General features: G+C 24.0%; 21 protein-coding genes and 1 pseudogene. 17 read left to right on the top strand and 5 right to left on the bottom strand.

Annotated features, from left to right (window positions below):
• Positions 1 to 7: 7 nt before the first annotated feature.
• From potB to ACQH26_RS01955, 10 genes are all read left to right on the top strand, one after another.
• Complete coding sequence (gene potB / locus ACQH26_RS02000; RefSeq protein ID WP_425382701.1) at positions 8 to 760, top strand: spermidine/putrescine ABC transporter permease; 753 nt, start codon at positions 8 to 10, stop codon at positions 758 to 760.
• Positions 760 to 3,162, top strand: a complete 2,403-nt coding sequence (locus ACQH26_RS01995) for an extracellular solute-binding protein (protein WP_425382700.1) — start codon at positions 760 to 762, stop codon at positions 3,160 to 3,162. Before potB ends, ACQH26_RS01995 begins: the two co-directional genes overlap by 1 nt.
• An 89-nt stretch (positions 3,163 to 3,251) precedes the next feature.
• On the top strand, positions 3,252 to 3,536 hold the full coding sequence (locus ACQH26_RS01990; RefSeq protein ID WP_252319983.1) for an HNH endonuclease signature motif containing protein: 285 nt from the start codon (positions 3,252 to 3,254) through the stop codon (positions 3,534 to 3,536).
• A 451-nt stretch (positions 3,537 to 3,987) separates the two neighbouring features.
• On the top strand, positions 3,988 to 6,012 hold the full coding sequence (locus ACQH26_RS01985; RefSeq protein ID WP_425382699.1) for a hypothetical protein: 2,025 nt from the start codon (positions 3,988 to 3,990) through the stop codon (positions 6,010 to 6,012).
• A gap of 16 nt (positions 6,013 to 6,028) precedes the next feature.
• Positions 6,029 to 7,249 carry a hypothetical protein gene (locus tag ACQH26_RS01980; protein ID WP_425382698.1) on the top strand — a complete coding sequence of 407 codons (1,221 nt, stop codon included), beginning with the start codon at positions 6,029 to 6,031 and terminating at the stop codon, positions 7,247 to 7,249.
• 148 nt (positions 7,250 to 7,397) lie between these two features.
• Entirely contained in the window at positions 7,398 to 8,621 is a 1,224-nt protein-coding gene (locus ACQH26_RS01975; protein WP_425382697.1) for a hypothetical protein, read from the top strand.
• 148 nt (positions 8,622 to 8,769) lie between these two features.
• Positions 8,770 to 9,993 (top strand): hypothetical protein, encoded by a 1,224-nt coding sequence (locus tag ACQH26_RS01970; RefSeq protein WP_425382696.1) that lies wholly within the window; start codon positions 8,770 to 8,772, stop codon positions 9,991 to 9,993.
• A 148-nt stretch (positions 9,994 to 10,141) separates the two neighbouring features.
• Entirely contained in the window at positions 10,142 to 11,020 is an 879-nt protein-coding gene (locus ACQH26_RS01965; protein WP_425382695.1) for a hypothetical protein, read from the top strand.
• 117 nt (positions 11,021 to 11,137) lie between these two features.
• The gene (locus ACQH26_RS01960) at positions 11,138 to 11,497 is read left to right on the top strand and encodes a helix-turn-helix domain-containing protein (RefSeq protein ID WP_425381863.1); all 360 of its coding nucleotides are present in this window, start codon (positions 11,138 to 11,140) and stop codon (positions 11,495 to 11,497) included.
• Positions 11,498 to 11,537: 40 nt separating this feature from the next.
• Entirely contained in the window at positions 11,538 to 12,026 is a 489-nt protein-coding gene (locus ACQH26_RS01955; RefSeq protein ID WP_425382269.1) for an IS630 family transposase, read from the top strand.
• A gap of 36 nt (positions 12,027 to 12,062) precedes the next feature.
• Here the strand turns inward: ACQH26_RS01955 and ACQH26_RS01950 are convergent, their stop codons facing one another.
• The gene (locus tag ACQH26_RS01950) at positions 12,063 to 12,599 is read right to left on the bottom strand and encodes a hypothetical protein (RefSeq protein WP_425382694.1); all 537 of its coding nucleotides are present in this window, start codon (positions 12,597 to 12,599) and stop codon (positions 12,063 to 12,065) included.
• Positions 12,600 to 12,780: 181 nt separating this feature from the next.
• Here ACQH26_RS01950 and asnS point away from each other — a divergent pair, with 181 nt between their 5' ends.
• The gene (gene asnS, locus ACQH26_RS01945; RefSeq protein ID WP_425383064.1) at positions 12,781 to 14,199 is read left to right on the top strand and encodes an asparagine--tRNA ligase; all 1,419 of its coding nucleotides are present in this window, start codon (positions 12,781 to 12,783) and stop codon (positions 14,197 to 14,199) included.
• Between the two features lie 665 nt (positions 14,200 to 14,864).
• Here the strand turns inward: asnS and greA are convergent.
• Positions 14,865 to 15,386, bottom strand: a complete 522-nt coding sequence (gene greA / locus ACQH26_RS01940) for a transcription elongation factor GreA (RefSeq protein ID WP_425382693.1) — start codon at positions 15,384 to 15,386, stop codon at positions 14,865 to 14,867.
• 109 nt (positions 15,387 to 15,495) lie between these two features.
• Entirely contained in the window at positions 15,496 to 15,843 is a 348-nt protein-coding gene (locus tag ACQH26_RS01935; RefSeq protein ID WP_425382692.1) for an HPr family phosphocarrier protein, read from the bottom strand.
• Positions 15,844 to 16,060: 217 nt separating this feature from the next.
• Here ACQH26_RS01935 and rpmB point away from each other — a divergent pair, with 217 nt between their 5' ends.
• The 6 genes and pseudogenes from rpmB to ACQH26_RS01905 form a co-directional block, all read left to right on the top strand.
• On the top strand, positions 16,061 to 16,252 hold the full coding sequence (gene rpmB / locus ACQH26_RS01930) for a 50S ribosomal protein L28 (protein ID WP_252320665.1): 192 nt from the start codon (positions 16,061 to 16,063) through the stop codon (positions 16,250 to 16,252).
• A gap of 210 nt (positions 16,253 to 16,462) precedes the next feature.
• On the top strand, positions 16,463 to 17,428 hold the full coding sequence (locus tag ACQH26_RS01925; RefSeq protein ID WP_425382691.1) for a PstS family phosphate ABC transporter substrate-binding protein: 966 nt from the start codon (positions 16,463 to 16,465) through the stop codon (positions 17,426 to 17,428).
• A gap of 14 nt (positions 17,429 to 17,442) precedes the next feature.
• Positions 17,443 to 19,464 (top strand): phosphate ABC transporter permease PstA, encoded by a 2,022-nt coding sequence (pstA, locus tag ACQH26_RS01920; RefSeq protein WP_425382690.1) that lies wholly within the window; start codon positions 17,443 to 17,445, stop codon positions 19,462 to 19,464.
• Positions 19,389 to 20,324 (top strand): phosphate ABC transporter ATP-binding protein PstB, encoded by a 936-nt coding sequence (gene pstB / locus ACQH26_RS01915; RefSeq protein ID WP_425382689.1) that lies wholly within the window; start codon positions 19,389 to 19,391, stop codon positions 20,322 to 20,324. The genes pstA and pstB overlap by 76 nt, the downstream gene beginning before the upstream one ends.
• Positions 20,325 to 20,361: 37 nt before the next feature.
• Entirely contained in the window at positions 20,362 to 21,039 is a 678-nt protein-coding gene (phoU, locus tag ACQH26_RS01910; protein ID WP_425382688.1) for a phosphate signaling complex protein PhoU, read from the top strand.
• A 282-nt stretch (positions 21,040 to 21,321) separates the two neighbouring features.
• A pseudogene (locus ACQH26_RS01905) lies at positions 21,322 to 21,480 on the top strand (IS256 family transposase); the annotation flags it as partial.
• A gap of 462 nt (positions 21,481 to 21,942) precedes the next feature.
• Here ACQH26_RS01905 and ACQH26_RS01900 read toward each other — a convergent pair.
• Positions 21,943 to 22,941 carry an ABC transporter ATP-binding protein gene (locus ACQH26_RS01900; RefSeq protein WP_425382687.1) on the bottom strand — a complete coding sequence of 333 codons (999 nt, stop codon included), beginning with the start codon at positions 22,939 to 22,941 and terminating at the stop codon, positions 21,943 to 21,945.
• Between the two features lie 20 nt (positions 22,942 to 22,961).
• Positions 22,962 to 26,957: an ABC transporter permease gene (locus ACQH26_RS01895; protein ID WP_425382686.1), complete on the bottom strand. Its 3,996-nt coding sequence runs from the start codon at positions 26,955 to 26,957 to the stop codon at positions 22,962 to 22,964.
• Positions 26,958 to 26,973: the final 16 nt, after the last annotated feature.

The following is a 26,973-nucleotide window of genomic DNA, read 5'->3' as shown; positions in this document are numbered from 1 at the left end:
AATTGTATTGCCATTATTAATTGTAATTTTATATTCAATTATTAAAGCAACTAATAATGCTTGAATATTTCGTTTTACATTTAGTAATTTTAATGATTTTTTTAAAGAAAATAGTTATGTTATGGTTTTATTACGTTCAATTGGTTATTCATTTGTTGCCACTTTAATTGCTGTTATTTTTGGTTATCCCATTGCTTATATTATGGCTTTTATGTCCACAAAAATTGCTTCAAAAAATATTTGAGTTTTAGTTACTTTACCAATTTGAATTAACATTTTATTACGTACAATTGGATTACAAATTATTTTTAGTATTTTAGGTCCTAATGTTTTATTAGGAACTCCAATTGGTATTATTTTAGCAATGGTTTATATGTTTATGCCTTTCGTTATTTTACCAATTTATAATTCTTTAGAAAAAACAGATCGCAATTTATTAGAAGCAAGTCAAGATTTAGGAGCTTCTAAGATGAAAACATTTTGAAAAGTTACCTTTCGTTTTTCAGTGCCTGGTATTGTTTCTGGTTTTACTTTGATGATGTTAAGTGCTATGACTTCACTAGTAGTAGTTAAATATATTGGTGAAGGAAAAACTATTTTAATTGCAAATATTATTGAGTCATATTTTTATCGTGGTGCTAATTTTGCTTATGGTGCTGCTATTTCTGTTATTTTAGGTATTATTGTTTTAATTATTATTTTTACTTTAAAAGCGATTGGTAGTTGAGCTACTGGTAAAAAAATAGGAGGTATTAATTAATGAGATCTTTTTTTAAAAATAGTTATTTAGCTATTATCTTTTTATTATTTTATACTCCAATTTTAGTTTTAATGATATTCTCTTTTAATGGTGGTGATTCGGTTCGCAGTTGAAATTCTTGATCATTGCAACCTTATTACGATTTATTTCAACAAAGTGAACTTTGAGAATCGGTTAGTGTAACATTAATTGTTGCTTTTATTTCTACTTTTGTTGCTGTTATTATTGGTACGTTTGCTGCTTTGGGTTTAAGTAAAACAAAAAAAATAACACGTAATATTACTTTAGGGATTACTAATATTCCTTTAGTTAATGCTGATATTGTTACTGCTGTTTCTTTAATGTTATTATTTATGGCATTTGGTTTTAGTTTTGGTCTTGGAACATTAATTTTCGCTCATATTTCTTTTAATATTCCTTATGTTATTATTACTGTTTTACCAAAAATTAGATCAATAAATATGTCACAATTAGAAGCAAGTCAAGATTTAGGAGCGACCCCTTGATATACACTACGTAAAATTGTATTACCAACAATTAAACCAGCAATAATTGCCGGTGCAGCTATTGCGTTTGCTATGAGTTTTGATGATTTTTTAATTTCTTATTTTACTGCTGGTAATACTTCTAACGTTTCAACTTTTATTTATTCTTTAAAACGAATTAAGCCTTATATTAATGCTTTTTCAACAATAATTATTTTATTAATTGCAGTACTTATTATTTCTTGAAATACTTATGTTCTTTGCAAAAAACAAATTAAACAACGTAATGAAAAAATTGATAAAGGTATTTATCATGATAAAAAAATTATTAAAACTGAGAAGTTGTTAACTAAATATTATTTACAATTAAATGGTTTTAACTATAAAAAGGTTAAGAGTAATGGTAGAAAGCGTAAATCATTATATAGTGATGGTAATTTTGAAATTGTAACTGAGCAAGATATTATTAAAATTCAAGATTATATTAAAAATCACCCGAAACTTATTAATCAAATTTCTAAACTTGAAGCAAAACTTGAGATGGAATCAATTTGAATTGAACATATAAAGAATAAGATTAAAAAAAAGAAAGAGTTAAAAGAAGAATGCTCAAAATCAAGAAGAGAGAAGTATCGTTTTTTACTATGACCGTGAAAATTAATTATGATTAGTATCATCTTATTATCAAGTTTTATTAGTTTGGGTGCTTTCTACATTTATACTAATGTTTATGATTTATCAATTGCTAATTGAGGCGAATATATGAACCCCAATATTTTAAAAGAATTTGAAAATAAATATCAAGTTAAAATAAAATATTCAACTTTTGATGATAATGAATCATTGTATGCTAAATTGTATACTACTAGTTATGATGTAATGGTTCCTAGTGATTATATGGTTGCTAAATTAGCAAGTGAAGATAGACTTTTTCCAATTGCAACAATATATGAAGCAAGTGATATTAAGTATGATAGTAGAATTGATTTTAATCCAAAAGAAGATATTAATCATGATTTATATGAATTAATGAATAAATATCCAGTTGAAAATAGTGATGAAATTTTAAATAAATTTGGTTTAAATAGTTATAGTATTCCTTATTTTTGAGGTGATGTTGTATTAGTAATTAATACTACTAATGCAAATAATCTTAGTGATCTTGGTATTAATGATGATGGTTCAAATGTTCAATGAAGTGTTTTAACAGATGCTGCAAAATTGGGTAAACGTATCGTTTTAAATGATGATATGTATAACTTATTTATGACTGCGCTTACTGATTTACACTATAAAAATAAATGAGGAGAAAATACTGGTTCAGGTCAATATAATCAAGTAGGAAATGAATTTTCTGATAATATTAATGCTCATAGTCCAATTGAAATTAAAGATGCAAGTGATTGGTTAGAACCAGTTATCAAAAATAAAAATACAAAATTATTAAATGATGATATTGTTGATGAAATTAGTAATGAAAATAAGTGGGATGTAGCAATGATGTATAACGGTGATTTATTATCTGCAATTACTGATAATCCTGATCTTTATAATTGTAAGTACCTTGTTGTTAGACCATATATGGGAACTAATGTTTGAAATGATGATATGGTAATTAGTAAAGATTCTCCTCATAAAGATTTAGCTTTTAAATTTATTAATTATATAATGCAAAAACAAACACAAGTTGATTTAAGTAGTGAATTTGGTTATACCTCACCTTTACAAGCAGCTATGGATGAAGTTAGTACTAATTTTTCAACAGAAATTTGAAAGCATGTATATATTCCAAAAAATGGCCAATTACCCGATCCATTAGATCCAAGTAAGCATCACGAAGGATATTTTAACAGTTTATATACTCGTAGTTTTGACCCACAAATGCAAACTGCTTATAATAGATTATTAGCACGTTAATAAAATAAATTCTAATATTAAGTTTAAAAAAATATAAAAAAATATTGTAACTTATAGTATAATTTTAATACGAAAGGGGTTAATTCATTGTGGCACGTCGTAAAAAGTGAGAAAAAGAAGACAAAGAAAAAATATGAAACTATTCTATTCAAAAAATGGAGAAATATTTTAAAGGATTATCTGAATTTTGAACATTGAATGTGCAAGCTCCTTGTCCGTGATGTTGTTTGCCAATGATAAAAGGTGCTTATCAAGGTGAACAACCAACTTCAGCATTTGCTTGAAATATTGATCACATTGATGGTGATCCAAATAATAATAGTTTAGAAAATTTACAACCAATGCATGTTGAATGTAATATTAAAAAAAATTAATCATAAATTAAAAATTCAATGATTAAATTAAATAGTCATTGAATTTTTAATTTAATTTTTTATCTTAATTAAGAAAAATTATTTTGAAAATTCTTTTACTATTAGTGTTCTTTTTAATTAAAAATATTCAATCTTTTTTTAAAAAGAATATTGTCTTTTTTTATAATAAGTGTAATATTATTTTTAAGGACAGAGTATTTCTTTCCTTATAATTTTAATAGGTGTATAGCAAAGTTTATATGATTATTAAAATTATTAATATTAAAATATAAAAACTAAATTTAATTGGTTTACTTTAAACCTTAGTTTTATTTTATTAAAACTAAGGTTTAAACTATTTTAATATTTTTTCCTATTTTAATATTTTAGTTAAAAATAGCAAGTTAAAGCGTTAAGCTATATTTTTCACTTTAGATTATTTAAAAAATAATGCTAGGAAAGGATTGTTAAAATGAAATATAAAATAAATAGTAATAGCCCGAGTAAAGATATGATTAATCAGGATAAACATAAAAAAATAAAAACAGGATCTAATTCAATATATATAATTAATGTTAAAAAAAATAAGAAGAAAAGAATCTTATTATTTTCGTTGTATTTATTAGCGTTTGGTTCTACAACAGTTACTACAATATTACTCTTACATACTACTGCTGCTTTCAATAATTCTGAATTTAATCCTAATTCTAATAATAAATTATGAGATGATTATTATCAAAAACATCATCGTAACTCTGGACCTATTAGTTTAAAATCTACTATTGCTTATTTTAGTAAATCAACAAATATTGTTAATTTTAATGTTATTGAAAATGCTGCTGATAATGGTAATATTGATTTTACAAATGTTTTAAGTAGTATTGATAATAATTTACAAAAAACTGATCCTAAAATTGAAAGTGATATTGATAATGATAATTCAAATTTATTACCAATTAATTTTTTCTTAAATGCTAATTATAATCCAGCAGTTAAATTTACTGTTGGTAAGGATAAAAAGCCGATAACTAATACTTCTTTTATTTTGCCAAAGAACTTTAATGAGTCTAAAAGTTATGTTTTAAATTTAACAACTAATGATCAAGCATCAATTTTTGGCATTGAAAATACTAACGTTAATATCGAAATTAATATTAATATTATTATAAATCAAGTTGCAATTAATATTGCTAGTTTACCAGTTAACTTTCCTGATAAAATTATTAATATTACTAATCCTGAAAATGCTACTATTGATTCAATAAAAGATAAATGATTAATTCCAACAATTCAAGATCAATTTGCAACAACTTTAAGTAAAGCATTAAATGTACCCAAAAAAGAAATTAAACCTAGCTATTACAAAATTGAATTTCAAAATGGTTCAGAATCACAAAACTTTACTAAAAGTGTTCCTGTTCAATTTTCAATTACATCTTTAGATAATAATCCTTGAAACTTTACAGGAAAAAAAGATGACTGCACTATAAATGTTAAAAATGATATTGCTGATTTAAGTAGTATGAAAGAATTAACTAATGAAATTGAAGCACAATATAATAATGATAAAGATAATAAAAACTTTCAAATTACTTTAGATAATCAAAAAGATAAAAATGGTAACTATATTAATGCTGATGTTAGTTTATCAGAAGATAATCTTAAATTTATTAATGATCAAATTATTAATGATCAAATTATTAATGATCAAATTATTAAAGGTGTTCAAACAATTTGTCAAAATTATTTCCAAAAAAATTATTCAGATCTTAATATTGAAGATAGTGATTATATAATATCAACAAATTTAAAAGTTGGTGATAATATCTTTAATAATAAATTAGGTAAAAATATTGAAATAAAAATAACTGCTAGTCCTAATGATCATAAATTAACAAAAAGTTTAGATAGCATTAAGGCGATTATTCATGGTCATAATAAAAATAATATTACTGGTAATTATTCTTCACCAAAAGATTTTGCATTAAAAGGTATTTGATTAAAAGATGGTCAAGATGCAAATATTTTACAAGAAGGTCAACATTTTTATGAACAAGATAATTTATTAGATAATTGAATTACTAATAAAAATAGTTTATTAAATACAATTAATAACAATTCTTATGGTCCAGTTGAGGATGCGTTTACTGGACAGTTCACTATGAATTATTTATTAGATGGTGACACAAAACCAAGTGGTATGTCAGTTGATATTAGTAAAGATATTAAAGGTGGTAAGGCAAATAATTTTTGAGATTTAATTACTAAAACAAAAACTATTTTTCTAGAAACCGATGTTGCAGTAACAACAAAATCGGGTTGAGAGTTAAGTAATGTAAAACTAGTATTTACTGACAGCGAAACACAACCAACTAAAGATAATACACTTTATACTCTTGATTTATCAGAAAGGTTTGCTGGCAAAACTATTAGTGATCGTGCTACTTTAACATTCCCTGATTTTAATTTTAATTTTAATTACCAATTAGTAAGTTAAAAAAGGAAAAACTAATATGAAACAATTATTAATCATTTTAAGTACATTAACAACATTAACTTTAACAAGTAGTAGTATTATTAATACTATTGATGGTACTAATACTACCATTAATAAATTATTAGAAAATAAATCATCAATAAGTGATTCTGTAACTTCATTATTTAATAATCAATATGGTTATTTAAATGATAGTGATATAATAACTAATCAATCAATAACTGATCATAAGTTTTATAGTTATGACACATCAGTTTTAAAGAGTTATACTTTTGCTAACGCAAGAGATGCTTTTTTAGTAAATAATGAAGGAATTTTAATTTATAATCCTGATATTATTATTCCTGCTGATCAAAAATTAAATATTGAAAATACGATGCAAGAAATGATTAGTCATAAAAAAATAACTACAGTTAAAGCAAATTACAATTCTTATAGTAATAGTCAGTATTCATCTATCGATTTTAGTGGTGATAATACTGATTGACAATATTTGCAATTTGGTGGTGTTAATAAACATATTGATATTTCACAACAAGCAGGTGCTGATAAAGTTGAACATAGCAATAGTTTAAGTGAAGCATTAGGTTTATATTATATTGCTAAAGCAGTAATTGAAAATAAGATTAGTCAGTCAGTTGCTATTAATTTGGGAATATATTTTATATCACAAAGTAGTTTAAAAGGAAAAATTAATAATGAATTAATTACTAAAATTATTGATTTAATTATTAATAATAAATATGTTTATAATTTTATGTTAAATATGCCATTTTCAAATGATGATACGAGTTATGCCATTAGTTATATTTTTGATCATAATAATAATATTATTGAGTTAAATTATAATCATTATAGTTACGAAAAAAGTAATACAAGTAATTTTGAAACTCATGTTAGTCCTGGTCCTTTTGCTTCAGTTGATTATACAGGTGATATTTATATTAATTATCAAGATTTATATTATTTAATTAATAATCAAAATAATTGAGATGTAATTTATAAGTATTTTACTAATGGAAACTTATTTGATTATAGTAATATGGAGCATGAAATTGGTGATAATTGAACTTTTAAAAATTTTTGAAATTCTATATTTAAAGATAATTTAACAAAATTTTTAAATAATATGGGTGTTAATGGAATAATAATTCATATTGACTGTTATGGTACAGATATATGACATCCTTCATTAGTTGATAAATTTTATATTAAAAGTATTTTTAAATGAAATTAAATACTTACATACTAAATTTACTTTTTAAAATAAGCATTTTATTAATCTTCTTAAATAAAATTAATAAAGTGTTATATTTAGTATAGATTAGTCAGATATTTTTTATAAAATAATTTTTAGTAAACTTAAAACGAAAGGAGAATGTAACATGAAACAATTACTAATGACATTAAGTACATTAACAACATTAACTTTAACAAGTAGTAGTATTATTAATACTATTGATGTTGCTAACACTACTGTTAATAAACTATTAACAAATAAATTATCAATAAGTGATTCTGTAACTTCATTATTTAATAATCAATATGGTTATTTAAGTAGTAGTGATTGAATTACTAATCAAATAGATAATAACTATTATAGTTATGATACTAGTCATGCTAATTATTTATTAAGTGATGGTAAGACATTAGCACGAACATTATTTACTGTTGATAATAAAGGTGAATTAGTTTATAAAAAGGATGCTGTAATACCACCAAAAGATAAAGTCGAAGTTGATGCTACTAAACAAGAAATGATTACTCATAAAAAAATTACCACAGTTAAAGATAAATATAATCCATATAGTAAAAGTGAATATTCTCACACATATTTTAGTGGTGATAATACTGATTGACAATATATTCAATTTGGTGGAGTTGAAAAACATATTGATATTTCACAACAAGCAGGTGCTGATAAAGTTGAACATAGCAATAGTTTAAGTGAAGCATTAGGTTTATATTATATTGCTAAAGCAGTAATTGAAAATAAGATTAGTCAGTCAGTTGCTATTAATTTGGGAATATATTTTATATCACAAAGTAGTTTAAAAGGAAAAATTAATAATGAATTAATTACTAAAATTATTGATTTAATTATTAATAATAAATATGTTTATAATTTTATGTTAAATATGCCATTTTCAAATGATGATACGAGTTATGCCATTAGTTATATTTTTGATCATAATAATAATATTATTGAGTTAAATTATAATCATTATAGTTACGAAAAAAGTAATACAAGTAATTTTGAAACTCATGTTAGTCCTGGTCCTTTTGCTTCAGTTGATTATACAGGTGATATTTATATTAATTATCAAGATTTATATTATTTAATTAATAATCAAAATAATTGAGATGTAATTTATAAGTATTTTACTAATGGAAACTTATTTGATTATAGTAATATGGAGCATGAAATTGGTGATAATTGAACTTTTAAAAATTTTTGAAATTCTATATTTAAAGATAATTTAACAAAATTTTTAAATAATATGGGTGTTAATGGAATAATAATTCATATTGACTGTTATGGTACAGATATATGACATCCTTCATTAGTTGATAAATTTTATATTAAAAGTATTTCTAAATGAAATTAAATACTTACATACTAAATTTACTTTTTAAAATAAGCATTTTATTAATCTTCTTAAATAAAATTAATAAAGTGTTATATTTAGTATAGATTAGTCAGATATTTTTTATAAAATAATTTTTAGTAAACTTAAAACGAAAGGAGAATGTAACATGAAACAATTACTAATGACATTAAGTACATTAACAACATTAACTTTAACAAGTAGTAGTATTATTAATACTATTGATGTTGCTAACACTACTGTTAATAAACTATTAACAAATAAATTATCAATAAGTGATTCTGTAACTTCATTATTTAATAATCAATATGGTTATTTAAGTAGTAGTGATTGAATTACTAATCAAATAGATAATAACTATTATAGTTATGATACTAGTCATGCTAATTATTTATTAAGTGATGGTAAGACATTAGCACGAACATTATTTACTGTTGATAATAAAGGTGAATTAGTTTATAAAAAGGATGCTGTAATACCACCAAAAGATAAAGTCGAAGTTGATGCTACTAAACAAGAAATGATTACTCATAAAAAAATTACCACAGTTAAAGATAAATATAATCCATATAGTAAAAGTGAATATTCTCACACATATTTTAGTGGTGATAATACTGATTGACAATATATTCAATTTGGTGGAGTTGAAAAACATATTGATATTTCACAACAAGCAGGTGCTGCTAAAGTTGAACACAGTAATAATCTAAATGAAACATTAGGTTTATATTATATTGCTAAAGCAGTAATTGAAAATAAGATTAGTCAGTCAGTTGCTATTAATTTGGGAATATATTTTATATCACAAAGTAGTTTAAAAGGAAAAATTAATAATGAATTAATTACTAAAATTATTGATTTAATTATTAATAATAAATATGTTTATAATTTTATGTTAAATATGCCATTTTCAAATGATGATACGAGTTATGCCATTAGTTATATTTTTGATCATAATAATAATATTATTGAGTTAAATTATAATCATTATAGTTACGAAAAAAGTAATACAAGTAATTTTGAAACTCATGTTAGTCCTGGTCCTTTTGCTTCAGTTGATTATACAGGTGATATTTATATTAATTATCAAGATTTATATTATTTAATTAATAATCAAAATAATTGAGATGTAATTTATAAGTATTTTACTAATGGAAACTTATTTGATTATAGTAATATGGAGCATGAAATTGGTGATAATTGAACTTTTAAAAATTTTTGAAATTCTATATTTAAAGATAATTTAACAAAATTTTTAAATAATATGGGTGTTAATGGAATAATAATTCATATTGACTGTTATGGTACAGATATATGACATCCTTCATTAGTTGATAAATTTTATATTAAAAGTATTTCTAAATGAAATTAAATACTTACATACTAAATTTACTTTTTAAAATAAGCATTTTATTAATCTTCTTAAATAAAATTAATAAAGTGTTATATTTAGTATAGATTAGTCAGATATTTTTTATAAAATAATTTTTAGTAAACTTAAAACGAAAGGAGAATGTAACATGAAACAATTACTAATGACATTAAGTACATTAACAACATTAACTTTAACAAGTAGTAGTATTATTAATACTATTGATGTTGCTAACACTACTGTTAATAAACTATTAACAAATAAATTATCAATAAGTGATTCTGTAACTTCATTATTTAATAATCAATATGGTTATTTAAGTAGTAGTGATTGAATTACTAATCAAATAGATAATAACTATTATAGTTATGATACTAGTCATGCTAATTATTTATTAAGTGATGGTAAGACATTAGCACGAACATTATTTACTGTTGATAATAAAGGTGAATTAGTTTATAAAAAGGATGCTGTAATACCACCAAAAGATAAAGTCGAAGTTGATGCTACTAAACAAGAAATGATTACTCATAAAAAAATTACCACAGTTAAAGATAAATATAATCCATATAGTAAAAGTGAATATTCTCACACATATTTTAGTGGTGATAATACTGATTGACAATATATTCAATTTGGTGGAGTTGAAAAACATATTGATATTTCACAACAAGCAGGTGCTGCTAAAGTTGAACACAGTAATAATCTAAATGAAACATTAGGTTTATATTATATTGTTAAAGCAGTACACGAAAATAAAATTACTAAAGGTGTAGCTGATAGTTTAGGAAAGGATTTTATTAGTAAAATTAGTATTAAAAATAGTTTTAATAAAGATTTAACTAATGAGATTATTAATTTAATTGTTGATAAAGAAAAAGTTTATAAACTAATTAATGAATTGCCCTTTTCTAATGATGCAAGAGATTATTCAATTAATTATATTTTTGATAAAGATAATAATTTAATTGAAATTTATTATCATAAATTTAATAATACGAATTTAAGTAAAAATATTAATATATAGCTAACTAAAGTAATGTTTACTCATAAATAATGTAAAATAATAATATGTAATTTAAACAGTTTTTGAATTTAAAAGTACAATTCAGCAATAATTAAAATAGATTAGGAAGATTAAATTATGCCAAAACCATACAGTGAAGACTTACGAAGAAAAGTAATAGAAGCTTATGAAAGTAAAAATATGAAAATTAAAGAAATTTGTAAAGTGTTCAATATCACTAGAAAGACTTTATTTTTATGAAGAAAAAGAAAAAAAGAAACTGGGCATATAAAACCAATTTTGAATTATCAAAAAGGACATAGCCACAAAATAAAGGATTTAGATGAATTAAAAAATTATTTAGCAGAAAATAAAGATGTTACAGTTCAAAAAGTAATTGATAAATTTGGAAATATGACTAAAGAAACAGTTTATAACTATTTTAAAAAACTAAATTATACATATAAAAAAAACTTTTCTATATGAACAAAGAGATAAAAATAAACAAGAAGATTTTTTAAAAGAAATAGCTAAAATAATGAATGAAGATTTAGTATATATTGATGAATCTGGAATTGATGATAATGAATTTTATAAATATGGTTGATCTGAAAAAGGTAAAAGATTATTTGATAATAAACCCGCATATAAAATAAAGAGAATGAGTATAATTGGTTCACTAAATAAAGGTAAATTAAAAGCCTTATGAGCATTTGAAGGACATTGCAATAGTAAAATTTTTGAATCATATGTTAAAAATAAACTAATTCCAGTATTAAAGCGTGGACAAATTATAGTTTTAGATAATGCAACGTTTCATAAATCTAAATTAACACAACAATTAATTGAAAATGCTGGATGCAAACTATTATTTCTTCCGCCATATTCTCCTAATTTAAATCCAATTGAACATTTTTGCTTTGCTATAAAACATAATATAAGAAAAATATTACCAAATTATTGACCAAATATTAAAAAAGCGATTGATTTTGTTTTTCAAGATATGAGTAAACATTACTTTAGTTAGCTATATATCTTTAAACATATTTTCTTCCTTTTAAATTTATTTATTTATGTTCACTATTGTATTATTCAATCGTAATTTTCCATAAATTGCCAATGTAAGTGAATCATTAACTTTATCTAGTTCACTCTCATTAATAAAAATACCATTAATACCATTTTCACCAATACTACCATCACCTTTACCAAAATAACTTAACTTTAAATCTAAATTCAAACTAGATAAATCAACAGCATAAAAATGTCATATTTTTATTGAAGTTTTATTAGCATAATAACTACCAAGTCTATAAATACAATCAAGTTTTAAACTGCTAATATTAATTCCTGTCTCTTCTAAAATTTCATTCTTAACAGTTTCTAGTGATGATTTACCTAATTTACAACCACCTGTTAGAGTACTAAAAAATGATATCTTTTTATTTTCAAATAAAGGATTCTTTTCTTTCATTAATAAAAATCAATATTGATTGTATTTATATACAAAAGGTAAAACTGCAACTCCTTCATTATTACATAATGGTTCACTAACACCTGTCATAAAGTCATTAGTAATTAACTTTAAAAATTTGCCCATAATAAACCCCCTTTACTATAAGTAATATTATAACATTAACTTAAAATTCAATTTCAAATTTTATACTAACTAAAAATAAAATTTATCCCAAATATTAATGAAAAAAATCATAAATAATTCCCTACTAAGATAATAGTTAATATATAATTTATTTATTATATAAAAATAAATAGGAGGAACAATAATGATTTACACAATTAATAATTTATTTATTAATAGTAACGATAAAACTAAAAAAATACCAACACAAGTAACTGTTAACGGTTGGGTTCGTTCTAATCGAAATAGTAAAAAAGTTGGGTTTTTAGATTTAAACGATGGTTCTTCAATTAATAACTTACAAGTAGTATATGATCCAAATTTAGAAAATACTAACAATTTAACTAATGTTACTACTGGTAGTGCTGTTACTATTACTGGTAATTTAATTTTAACACCAAATGCGAAACAACCATTTGAACTAAAAGTAATTACTGCTACTGTCTACAACATATGCGCTAATGATTATCCAATCCAAAAAAAAGAACATACAAATGAATTTCTTCGTGAACACGCACACTTACGTGTTCGTACTAATACTTTCTTGTCATTATTTAGAATTCGTGATCAAGTATCATGATCTATTCATAAATTTTTCCATGATAATCAATTTATTTACCTACATAGTCCTCTTATTACAGCTAATGATGCTGAAGGTGCTGGTGAAAATTTTATTGTTACTACTATAACTAATGATAAATATGAAAAGGATTTTTTTGGGAAAAAAGCCTCATTAACTGTTAGTGGTCAGTTAAATGCTGAAGCCTACGCTCAATCTTTACAAAAAGTTTACACATTTGGACCAACATTTCGTGCTGAAAAATCTAATACTACACGTCACGCAGCAGAATTTTGAATGGTAGAACCAGAATTTACCTTTAGTAATCTACAAGATAATATTATACTAGCCCAAAAACTAATAAAAACTGTTATTAGAGATGTTCTAAATAATTGTAATTCTGAATTAAAATTCTTAGAACAAAAAGAAGAAACTAAAAATGAACAATCACTAATTGAAAAATTAGAAAAAATTGCCGATTTTAAATCTGATTTTAAAGTTATTACTTATACAGAAGTCATTGAATTACTTTTAAATGCACAAAAAAAAGGAAAAAAATTTGAATTTAATGAAATTAAATGAGGAATTGATTTACAATCAGAACATGAAAGATATTTATGTGAAGAAATAACTAAACAACCAACTTTTGTTATTAACTATCCACAGACCATCAAAGCTTTTTACATGAAACTTAATCCAATTGATAGTAATCATCCACAACAAAAAACAGTGGCAGCTATGGATTTATTAGTGCCAGGGATTGGTGAATTAATTGGTGGTTCTGTTCGTGAAGATAATTATGAACAATTACTAAAAAATAAAACCCAATTCAAAATTGAAGGTAATGATCTACAATGATATTTTGATTTAAGAAAATATGGATATGCACCAAGTGCTGGTTTTGGTTTAGGTCTAGAAAGATTTTTAATGTTTATTACTGGTATTAATAATATTAGAGATGTTATTCCTTTTCCTCGTACACCAAATAACTTATTATTCTAAAATAATAATATCTTTTTAAATTAAACTTATAATGTTATTTAAAACTCCTATTACTACATTAAAATCCAACATAATATATAATTAATTTAGTATTAAATAATTATTAATAAGTTAAAAAAAAGAAAGGATATTTATATGCCAAAATCATATGAAATTATAAAAACAATATTAAAAAATAATACTTTTAAATTAAAAAGTAAACGTTTAAATTTAGAAATAATGATTGATTATAATCAAAAAGATCTAATTAATGTTCAACATTCAATTTACAATAGTTCAAAAGTAACCATTTTTTCTAAAGAATTACAAGAATTTTTAAAAAATGTTTACCATAATGCAGTTGCATCTAAAAAAATAGATATCCCATGAGTAATAACAGCAACTTTTAATTTACCAAAATTTGAAATTAATCAAAAAAAATTACCAAATTCATCATATATAAATGAAATTAATGACTTAAAAAATAAAATTATTAAAGAAGGTATAACTATTAAAAATGATGAAACATACTTTGAAACTAAACTTTCTTTAAAAGAAATATGTGAAAACTTTAATATTGAAAATTCTAACATAAAAGAATTACTAAATGATTGCTTAAAAATCCCAGATAATAATTTTGAAAAAATCAAACAACAAAGTAATTTAGATACTAAAGAAAACAAAACTTATAATTGATTTTTTACTTCTATAATTTTTAGCCTATATGTTTCTTTAATACCTTTAATATCAACAATATCACCAACAACACAATTCATAATTGATACTGCTAATGGGCACTCATTAGAAATTAATCCTTCAAATGGATTACTTTCAATACTTCCAACAATTTTAAATTTTTCTTCTGATTCAAAAACAATTTTACCATCTTTAATTTTTACAATTGTTACTCAACTACCAACACGAACTGCTTTGATATTACTATTTTTACGTTGTTTTTGTTCTTCAAGAATAACAGCAGTAGTAATAATCGTTTCAAGTTCTTGAATGCGTGCTTCATTTTTGCCTTGCTCTTCACGCGCACTAGTATAATCAGCATTTTCTGATAAATCACCATCAGTCCTAGCTGCTTTTAATCGTTCTTTTATTGATTCACGTTCAACATTAATTCGTTTATATAATTCAGTTTTTAACTTTTCTAAACCTTGTTCTGAAATTATTATTTCTTTATTTTTGTTAATTTCGCTCATTAAATGCCTCCATTTATATAATTTAATATTTTAAGAACGTAAATAATTATATCATAAGGATAAATGGTTTTAAAAAAAGTATTCAAAAGAATACTTTTTTTAAAACCATTTACTTTATTAATTTTTCTTCTTTTAATAAAGAAATAATTTCTGATTTAACTTCTTCAAGTTTTTTATCTTCTTCTTTATCATCCATTTTTGTAATAATAAAAGCAATTTTACTAAAATTTTTTGCTTGTAAACCTAGAAAATTAAGAACTGACTTAACTTTAACTTTAGTTTCATTACCAGTAAGTTTTACTGACTTCGTAATATCTGCATTATCAGGTAATTTAATGACTTCTAACTCAATATTTTTATACTTACTAATAGCAGCTGCAATTTTGGCTATTGGTCGTGCATGTAAACCAATCTTTTTTTCATCATCAATTTGCACAGCATAAATAATACAATTCATTTTTTTCCTCCAAGATTTCTTAAAAATTTGTATAATATAGTTTATTTATAACATATTTTTTATTTTTTTAAAAAAATATATAATTTAAATTTTTCTTATTAAAATAATGACCTAGTAAATATTCAATTTTTTACAAATAAATTTTAATTTTTTTTAAAATAAATAAATAAATATGGTATTATTTATTAGTTAAAACATTAATAAGGAGAAAATAACTATGGCAAGAAAATGTGCTTTAAGTGGTATTGGTCCACTAGCTGGTAACAACCGTTCGCATGCGATGAACTCTTCTAGAAGAAAATGAAATCCAAACTTACAACCAGTAAAAATTGGTGGAAAAACTTTAATGATTAGTGCTCGTACTTTAAAAACTTTAAAGAAAAATAATGCTTTAGATAATAAAAAATAAAGTTATTTTATCTTTTGAAATATATAAATAAAGAATACTAATAAAAGAAAGAAATACTTTTCTTTTATTTTTTATATTAAATTAAAAATATTAATAATATAGTCTAGAACCTACATTTTTTATAAAAATGAAATAATTTTTCTAGTTTTTATCAATTATATTGTTATAATACGTGTATGATAAAGAAAACTCTCAGTTGGGTGGATTTATATGCTAAAAAAAAGAATTTTGTCATTATTTTGATTAATCACAATGATTAGTATTTTTATTGTAACTTTAGTTAGTCATAAACCCTATTTTATTATGGGGGGTTCAACTTCAGTAGCACCTTTAATGCATACATTAATGGAAGACTATCCCGATAATCATAAAGAAGCAGACTTTACTTATAACAGTTTAGGTTCAGATGCAGCAGTAATTCCCGTTAATAAAAATATGTTTGGTATTGGCTGACTTTCAAAAGAATATACAACTCCTAATAATAATTTAATTTCTTTTGTTTTATCAAAAGATGGCATGATTTTAGTTTATAATTTGCCACAAGATTGCTTAGGTAATAATAAACCTCTAAATTTTACACAAGATAAAGTAAAAAAAATGTATTTAACTAAATCTTCTATTTTCTGAAGAGATTTATTTCCACAAAATACTTCAGAACGAAATCAAGGTTGAATCAAACCAACTTGTGACCTCAAAATTTTACCTTATACTAGAGAAAATGGTTCAGGAACACGAGATGTTTTTAATGAAAAAGTTCTGGGTGATTCAAAAGCATATTATCCACAAGCAATAACTGTTAATTCAAGTACACAAATGTTTAATATGTCTAGTGGTGTTGTTGGCTATAGTTCATATTCAGATAAAAAACAATTAGATTCGAATAAACAATTCACTAATATTCATATTGCTAATTGAAAAAAAATTACTCCAAGTTTAGATACCATTAAAAATGGTACTTATCAGTTGTCACGACCATTTACAGGTTTAATAAATAAAAATTTTAAACAAATTAATACTTTAGTTAAATTTCTAAAATTCTTGTTTATTCCTGACTATCCAGGTCATAACGAATACGTAGTTCCTGCTTTTTCAGAAGCTCAGTACGCACAATCAGCAGTACCATTAACTGACAAATTAAATTATGATTTAAATCAGTGATTAAACAATTTTCCATAAAGGAGTATTAATAAATGAAATCCAAATCTTTTAAAAAGTTTTGACATAAAATAACTTTTAATCATTTTAATAAAAATCATGATCCAAAAAATGTTTTTATTAGTGAACAAAAAAAACATACTTATGATCTGATTGCTAAAATTTGTGTATTGTCTATATCTTCATTAGCACTAATTGCCGCTTCATTATTAATCGGTTTTATTATCGGTCAAACATTTAGTAATATGAGTTTTCTAAATTGATTTAAAATGTTAGGAAATAGTAAATGATTACCTAGTGCTAATAGTTTTGGTATTATTGCATTTATCGTTGCCACTTTTTGAGTTGCACTATTTTCAATGATACTTGCTATTCCTTTAAGCTTACTAACATCATTATTTATATGTGAATTTTTACCACCAAAATTAAAAAAAACAACATTAACTTTAGTAGAATTATTATCTGGTATTCCTTCAGTTGTTTTTGGTGCTTTTGGTTTAATGACCATTGGTCCTATTTTTGTAAAAATGGGAGCACCAACCAAAGAAAATATGATGACAGCAAGTTTTATTTTATCAATGATGGCATTACCAACAATTATTTCATTATCTGTTAATGCTATTACTCGAGTACCAAAATCTTATCTATATGCATCATTAGCACTAGGTATTAGCAGGACTGACACTAGTTTTAAAGTCATTTTTAAAGCGGCAAAAACCAAAATCATTGGTGCAATAATTTTTGGATTTGGAAGAGTCATCGGCGAAACAATGGCCGTTGTTATGATTGCTGGTAATAGTACTCTAACCCCAAATTTTGCACATGGTCCACTTGCATTTTTATTTAGTTCAATTTCTACTTTAGCGGGAGTAATTGGACTAGAAATTGGAGAAGCAGTTAGTTCTCAACAAATATCAGCATTATATGGAATTGGTTTATTTTTATTTATTATAGTTTCAATAATTAACTTTATTGTTTTAATAATTTATAAACGTAGTGATAAAAAAGCAAAAGGTCATAAAAAACCACGAAATTATAATTTAAAAAAAATAAATCTATCTTATAATCAACTAATGTTAACTATTAGTGAAAAAACTATTAAAAATCAAGGCTGAAAACATTTTAAAGACTATTTTCGATTATTCTTTATGGGGCTAGCTTGTTTTATTACTATGGGATTAATTATTTGAATTATTGGTGATATTATTATTAATGGTATCTTCAACATTAGTGGTAATGCTGGTAGTAGCATTTTCAATTTTAATTTTGCAGCTTTAATTTGAACAACTGGTGATGAAGGTTACTTATCAATTATCACAATGACATGTTTATTGGTATTAACAACAATTACTATTGCTATGCCATTAGGTATTATTGGTGCAATTTATCTTCACGAATATGCCAAAAATGGTTGATTTGCTTCAATATTACGTTTTGTGCTAAATACCTTAGCTTCTACGCCATCAATTATCTTTGGTATGTTTGGATTTACTTTTTTTATTACTTTCTTACAAATAAGTTTCTCAGCAATTGCTGCTAGTTTAACATTAACAATTGTTATTTTACCACTTATTATTAGAGCAGTAGAAGATACATTAAAATCAGTACCTATTGAATATCGCGAAGCATCATTAGCACTAGGTGCTAGTAAATTTGAAACAATAAGAAAAGTAGTTATTCCAGCTGCCATTGGTGGCATTATTACTAGTATGATTTTATCAATGGGTAGAATTATTGGTGAATCAGCACCAGTTTATCTAACATTAGGAAGCACTGTTGCTTTTCCCAATAAAGGTTTCTTAAGTTCAGGACAAACTTTAACAACCCATATTTTATTAGTTAATAAAGAATCAAATGACCCTAATAAATTAGGAATGATGTACCAAACAGCACTAATAACAGTTATACTAATATTTATTTTAAACTTTATAGCAAAACATTTTGAAAAAAGTTTAACAACAGGAATCGGGGTAAAAACAAAATGCTCAATTGAATTATTAAAAGAAAAAATGAAAGCAAGAAAGAATCAGCGAATAGCAATAAAAAAAGAAAAGTAAATGTAATTAAACCTTACTTTTTAAAAGTGAAAGATAAATTTAAGAAAAAACCAAATAACAAATCAAATAATTTATCAAATATAGAAAATATTCCAAAAAGTAATTATGTTTTTACTATTAAAAATTTAAATTTCTTCTATAATCATGGCAAAAAACAGGTTTTATTTAATATAAATTTAGAAATAAGTCGTAATCAAGTAACCGCTTTTATTGGACCAAGTGGTTGTGGCAAATCAACATTACTACGAACTTTAAATAGAATGAATGATTTAATTGATGGTGTTAAAATTAATGGACAAATATTATTTAATAATGAAGATATTTATGAAAATAAAAAAAATATTATTTCATTACGAACTAAAGTTGGAATGGTATTTCAAAAACCTAATCCCTTTCCAATGTCAATTTATGATAATGTGGCATATGGCCCAAAAAATCAAGGCATTAAAAATAAAAAGATTCTAAATCAAATTGTCGAAGATGCTTTAAAAAAAGCGGCTTTATGAGATGAAGTTGCTCAACACTTATTCGATTCAGCATTATCATTATCAGGTGGCCAACAACAACGTTTATGTATTGCTCGTGCTATTGCCCTAAAACCAGAAGTACTATTAATGGATGAACCAACTTCAGCTCTAGATCCAATTGCCGCATCTAAAATTGAAGACTTAATGAATGATTTAAAATCAGACTTTACAATTATTGTTGTTACACATTCAATGCAACAAGCAGCACGAATTTCTGATAAAACTGCCTTTTTCTTAAATGGAGAAGTCATTGAATATAATAATACTAAAAAAATATTTTCACGACCAAAAGATAAAAGAACAGAAGATTATATTACCGGCAGATTTGGTTAAAAATATATATAATTAATTATAGAGAAAGGAGGAAAAAATGAAAATAATTAACCGTAGATTTGATTTAGATATCATAAATTTAAAACAAAACTTATTAACTTTATTAAAAGAAGTAAAAAAAGAACATAAAGACGCTTTAATAGCAATGGAAACACAAGATTTTGACATGTCAAAAAGAATTGTTGAAACTGATAAAGAAATTAGAACAGCCGCTGAAAGTTTAACAATTACTGCAATTTGAAGTATTGCTCAACAAAATCCTTTTGCTACTGACTTACGTACTATTATTGGCTATATGAATATTATTCGTGATTTAGAACGTATTTCAAATTATGCTAAAAATTTATCCAAATTTAATGTCAAATATAAACCAGAAATTAAATTAACATCTCAATTATCAGGATTAATGAAAAAAGTATTTAAAATGATGGATTTAATTGGTGAATCTATAAATGAAAATGATATTAATAAAGCTTATCAAGCAGCAGAATATGATATTGATATTGATAATCGTTTTCGTGAATCAATGAAAAACATTGTCAATATGTTAAAAGTAAACAAAAATAATGATCAACTCTCTCAATATACATCAACAATGCAACAGTTGAAATATATTGAAAGACTAGGTGATCACTTAGTTAACATTTGTGAAACAATAGTATATATTATTAAAGGTAAATTTTATGATTTATCTTCAACAAAAATATCTGAATAATTTATCAATCAGTGTTAAAATAGTTACTTTTTTGCAAGTTTCATTTAAATATTTTTAAGTCATACTTTAATATCATAATACTTATTATTATTTTATTTTTAATTGTATTAAATTAAGGTATGATTTTTTAATTTAATATTAAAATTTCTAAAAAGGAATGTTTAACTTAATTCTTCTATTTTTATTACGGTAATGTTTAGTAATCTGTGTAACTTACAAAAATAACTATGTTTAATTAATTCTAGTAAATATAATTAAATGACTAGAAAGAGTGAGTTACAGATGGCTAAAAAACAAAGTATTAATAATAATGATCCAATATCAAAAGCAGTAGATTTATTACTAGAAAATACTGAAGATTTAACAACAGTATTTAAAGAAGGAGGATTATATAAAGAATTAACAAAAAGATTAGTAGAAAAGATGTTAAATTCGGTAATGTTTAGTAATCTGTGTATCTTTGTTTTACAAAGTTACACAGATTACATAAAAGCCTCAATATTACTATTAATATTTTTTTTGTTATCTACATTTTGTTTATTTTTATTATATAATAAAGAAATTCCTATTATTAAACCAATTAAATTTAATGTTAAAAATAATAATATGATGCCTAATGCATTATTACTATTACATAAACTTATACCTCAAATTAAAAATACTATTCAAATTACTAAACATATTCATATAATAAATGTAATTAAACCAATACTCATTACCTTGCACCTTTTTCTTTCTAAAAAATAATTAAACTAAATAAAATATAGTATTTTCTATTAGTAGGAATTAAACTTATATTTTTTTCTTTATACAAGTATTTACTCTATATAAATATAAGAAAAATGCATATTTTCATGCATTTTTCTTATATTTATTAAATCAACCCCCATCTATACCCTTTTCTTATGATCAATTTATTTCATTTGGTTTCATTGGTTTTTCATTATTCTTTACACTAATAATTTTACCATTTTTAACGTTAATAACAGTATTTGCAACATATTGGAAGTTAGGATTATGAGTAACCATAATAATTGATGTTTTATATTCTCGATTAACATCCAATAAAATCTCTAATACCTTACGCCCCATTTCCTCATCAAGTGCTCCTGTTGGCTCATCACAAAATAAAATTGTCGGATTTTTTGCTAGTGCTCTACCAATCGATACTCTTTGTTGTTGTCCACCTGATAATTGACTTGGAAATTTATTCATATGTTCATCCATTTCAATAACTTGAAAAATATCATCAATACTCATATTTTTATTTTTAGCAAGATTTTCACCAACTTCAGCATTTTCACGAGCAGTTAAGTTAGTTAATAAATTGTATTGTTGAAAAATAAAACCAACATTATCTCGTCTAAATTTAGTTAAATGACTATCTTTTAATAAAGATAAATTGTATCCCGCCACAAAAACATCACCAGTATTAGGTTTATCCAATCCCGAAATAATATTTAATAATGTTGTCTTACCACTTCCCGATGGTCCTAAGATAACAACAAAATCACCTAATTTAATTTTTAAATTAACTCCTTTTAATACTTCATATTCTAAGTCTCCAGTTAAGTAAGATTTTTTAACATCAAATAATTCAATAACATTAGTTTGAGTATCAGGAGTATTATTAGTCATTGATATAATTTTACCTGCTAAAATTTCTTTTGAATGAGTTTTTGTTAATTTTTTAATTGCTTTTTGATTATCTTTAAAAGCTTGCAATTTGGCTTTATTAGCTTCTATTTCTTCCTTTGATTCTGGTTTATCATGAGATTTATGGGTTACTGGTGGTATTGCACCTTCATTTTTAGATACTGACTTCTTTGTAAAACTAGATTCTAACTTATTTTTAGTTACTTGTTGACTTGAATTTTTAGTGTTTTTTTTATCATTTTTCATGTTTTTATTCCCTTCTGCTCTTAATCAATTTCATTTAAAGTTTTAATTGGATTAATCTTCTTCATGGCATATCAATCAATAATAAAGGTTGTTGCATAAATACCAAAGACAATTAAACCAACCACAAGTGGTAATCATCAAACAAAGAATAACGGTAAAACCCATGTTGTATTAGCAGCTAAATAGTTAAGAATAAACTTAACAATTATTCATCCTACGGGAAAACCAATAACAAACATAACAGCAATCACTGGTAAATACATACCAATAACAATATTAGTTATTTTTGCATCACTATAACCAAGTGTTTTCATTGTTGCTATTGTTTTACGATTTTCATAAATTACTAAATTACTTGTTAATAAAATAATAAAGAACGAAATGATTAATGAAAAGATAATAAATGCAACCAATACTGTATCAACTAAAGCAGTAATTTGATTTAATAACTGATGATGGATATCTTGTGGCGTAATATTAACAGCACTACCTGCACCATAACCTTGATAAGTACCAGAACCATCAGTACCACCATTTAAACCAAAAGCACTGTAATCTCCATACATTTGTGAAGTTGAAAATGAATTAGTTATATCTGGTAATGATTGCGAATTTGAAAATTTAAAATTAAAGATTGGATTTTCATTTTCAAATACTTGATTAAGTTTAAAAATAACGGGTTCATTTAATTGATTAAGAAAATCTTGATATTCATTAAATGATTTTAATTTACCAAAATCAACATCACAAGTTATTTTTTTGTCTTCTCATTCTTTTTTAAATAATAAAAATAAAAATTTTTTTGTTTTATTAAATGATAAAACTTTATCAGCATTAGTTTTACTAATATAAGCATTAGGTTGACCATAACCATTATATATACCAACTACTTTATACGTTGGTGTTTTAGAACTTATCTTATCATTATAAGAATTAACAACCTTACCAGCAGCAACTTCTTTTAACATATTTGTAGCATTAATACTCATATTATCATAAGCCCTATCCTTTAACTCATCAACTTGTGTATAACCAGTTTGTTGTTTTAATAATGTTACATTATTAACATTTTTACTATCACCAACAATGTTATCAATATTAATTTTATCCAAATCAAAAGGTTTCAATTTATTATTATCTTTAAATTTCATAGTATTACCATTACTACTCATTTTAAATTTATCATTTATTTTTAAATTTAATTGTTTAGAAATCGTTTGATTAATAACAAGACTAATACTATCATCACTATTTTCTTGTTCTAAAAGTGGATTTAATGAAGAACCACCAGCATCATATAATTGCATCATTGAAGGTTTGCCTAACTGTTGTTGATTTTGTAAACCAAAAACTTTCAATAAATACTTATTTTGTTTAAATAATTTTTCAGGAGTACCAATAAAGTAAGTTCCTAATTCATCAGTTTCTTTATCAAAAGGCACAACATTAAAAGCAACATTAAAAGGAGCATTGGGATCACTATAAGCTTTAGCAATATTTTGACGAATGAAATATGGACTTTTAGTATAAGCACCTTGTACTACGGTTTGTCCCATTCTATTATAAAATAAAGCACCAAATCAAATTCCAACTTTATTAATTCAACTATCACGCTCTTTGTCACTAATTTCAGATGCATTATTATTCAATAATTGTGTTTCATTAGTTAAATGTCACGGATATAATTTATCGCTAGTATCAAAACTTAAATTATCAATATCATTAATAAAAGTAGGACCCTTACTTGAGGCATTTTTGTAAGCAGGAATATTACTATTTGCTCAATCTTTGAATTTTGCAATATCTAAATCATTAGGATTAGTACTAATCTTACCAGTCTTCGAAATCGTACCACTAATATTCATTGCCACTGTTGTTCGATAGTTTTGATAAAATTTTCTAATAATATTATAAGTATTCTCACTATAAAAACTGTTAATATTAGTATTTTTTAAAACTGTGTCATACATTGGTAATGCATTTGGTCAAGCCATTTGTACCATAATTCCAACAATCACAGAAGCATTTTTAATATCACTAGAATCTAATCCATTTAAAAAGTTTTTAGTAAGCATTTTACCATTTAAATACGTTAAACCAGTATATCCTAAATCGCTAATAGCACCACCGGGGTTAGATTCATCTGACATTGGAGCATATGCTTCAGCATTAATATTATTTTCTAATAATTCTTTAACAAAAGTATCATTTAATGGCCCAGAATTATCAAAACGTGGTGGATGTCAATATATATCACCAGTAGTACTATCAACAGTAGAAGTATAAGTTCAATCATCTTTATTATTTGGATTATAAGTTTTATAAAAACTATACGGAGAATTATAAGTCGGAATGTCATATTCAACTAAGGAGTGATAATTCATACCAGTAAAAGAAAGTAATTTATTATCAGCCATAATTTTTGGACCAATAATAGATGTTGTCATTAAAGTTGTTCCTAAAAACATAGTTAATGCTGCTGCTGCCATTTTTCCAATTGATGATGTAAATAGTGATAAACGGAATCTTGTTAAAAATCCACGATTAATACTTTTTGTTTTAATAATTCGACTAAAGCGAGAATTAACAGTAGCTGATTCGTTTTTAATTAAATCTATTGGTTTTTTAATAACTGTTAAAGCGCTAATAACTCATGCAATAATTGATAAAAAACCAAATATTAAAATTAAACAATATATAAATCCTAAACCATCAAAAATAAAACGACCAAAATCTAGATTAAAATAGTTGGCAAATGTTTGAACTATAATTACTTGTAAACCACTTGCTGGTAAAAACACTAAAATAGTACCAATAAGTGCTGCTACCATTGGATAAGCTAAAGATGTAATTAAAATTTTAATATTACTATAACCTAATAATTTTAAAATTCCAATTTGTGTTCGTGAATTATCAATATTTTTATAAGTAATTAATATTACTGTAATTCCTGTAATAATTAAAACAATTAATAATAAACCAATTAATAAACCTTTAAATCCAATAATAGTTGCATTCAAAGTAGCAGTACGATTATTAAACGTATACTTATTATTTCCTAACTTATATACTAAAGCAGCATAAGAATCAATAGTATTAATATATTTATTTCTTAAACTTTGTGAAATTAATTTAATATCATTAATTTTACTTATTGTTGATTTTCCAACAAAATAAATTTCGCGATCATTATCAGAAGAAATTGTGATTTTTTCATTAGCTTTATCATATGATCAAATATAATTATTATGTTCTAACCTTTTACTTAAACCAAATTGCATTGGATCAACGTATAATAAACCTTCACGAGTTTTATTTGGAATTGGTGTAGTTTGATCAATAATTGGGGTTGTGAAATCAGCAGATACACCATATCCAACAATTTTTAATCAATTATAACTACTATAAGCAGCAGCATTTAAATCATATCCTGAAACTTTTAAACTACTTCCTAATTGATCTGATTGCACACGAATTGTATCATTAATATGCAAATTATTTTTTTGGGCAAATTCTTTATTAATAACTACCTGTTTTCAACTTGGAGTTTTATCTGGATTATTACTATCTCCTATTTGATAACCATCACTAATGATTAATTTATCAATACGAGCATCTTGATTATAAGTTAATATTTTTAAAATTCTAGGATTACTATTATTATCTAATTGCATAGTTCTGCCTTCAACACGATCTCATATAAATTCATTACCAGCATCATTTGCAATATTGTTAATATCAAAATCATTCTTTTCATCAACAGCAGTTGTTGATGTTGAGATTTTATTAGAAACAGTTTTTGGAGTAGTATTAGATAAATCAATAACAAAATCATGTAAATTAGATTTTGCAACTAATGTTGAATATTCATCAGAAATTCTTGCTAAACTTGTTTGCATTAATGAAAAAATAGTTGATGATAATAATACTAAAACAATTAAACCAACTAATTGAATTTTATTACGAAATGCTTGTTTAAACGCATTTTTAAAAAGCAAAAATGATTGTTTTTTCATATTCGTTCTTCCTTTC

The organism is Spiroplasma endosymbiont of Melieria omissa (assembly GCF_964031175.1).
Taxonomy (GTDB): Bacteria; Bacillota_I; Bacilli_A; order Mycoplasmatales; family VBWQ01; genus Spiroplasma_E; species Spiroplasma_E ixodetis_A.
This window is presented reverse-complemented; position numbering and strand designations above follow the sequence as displayed.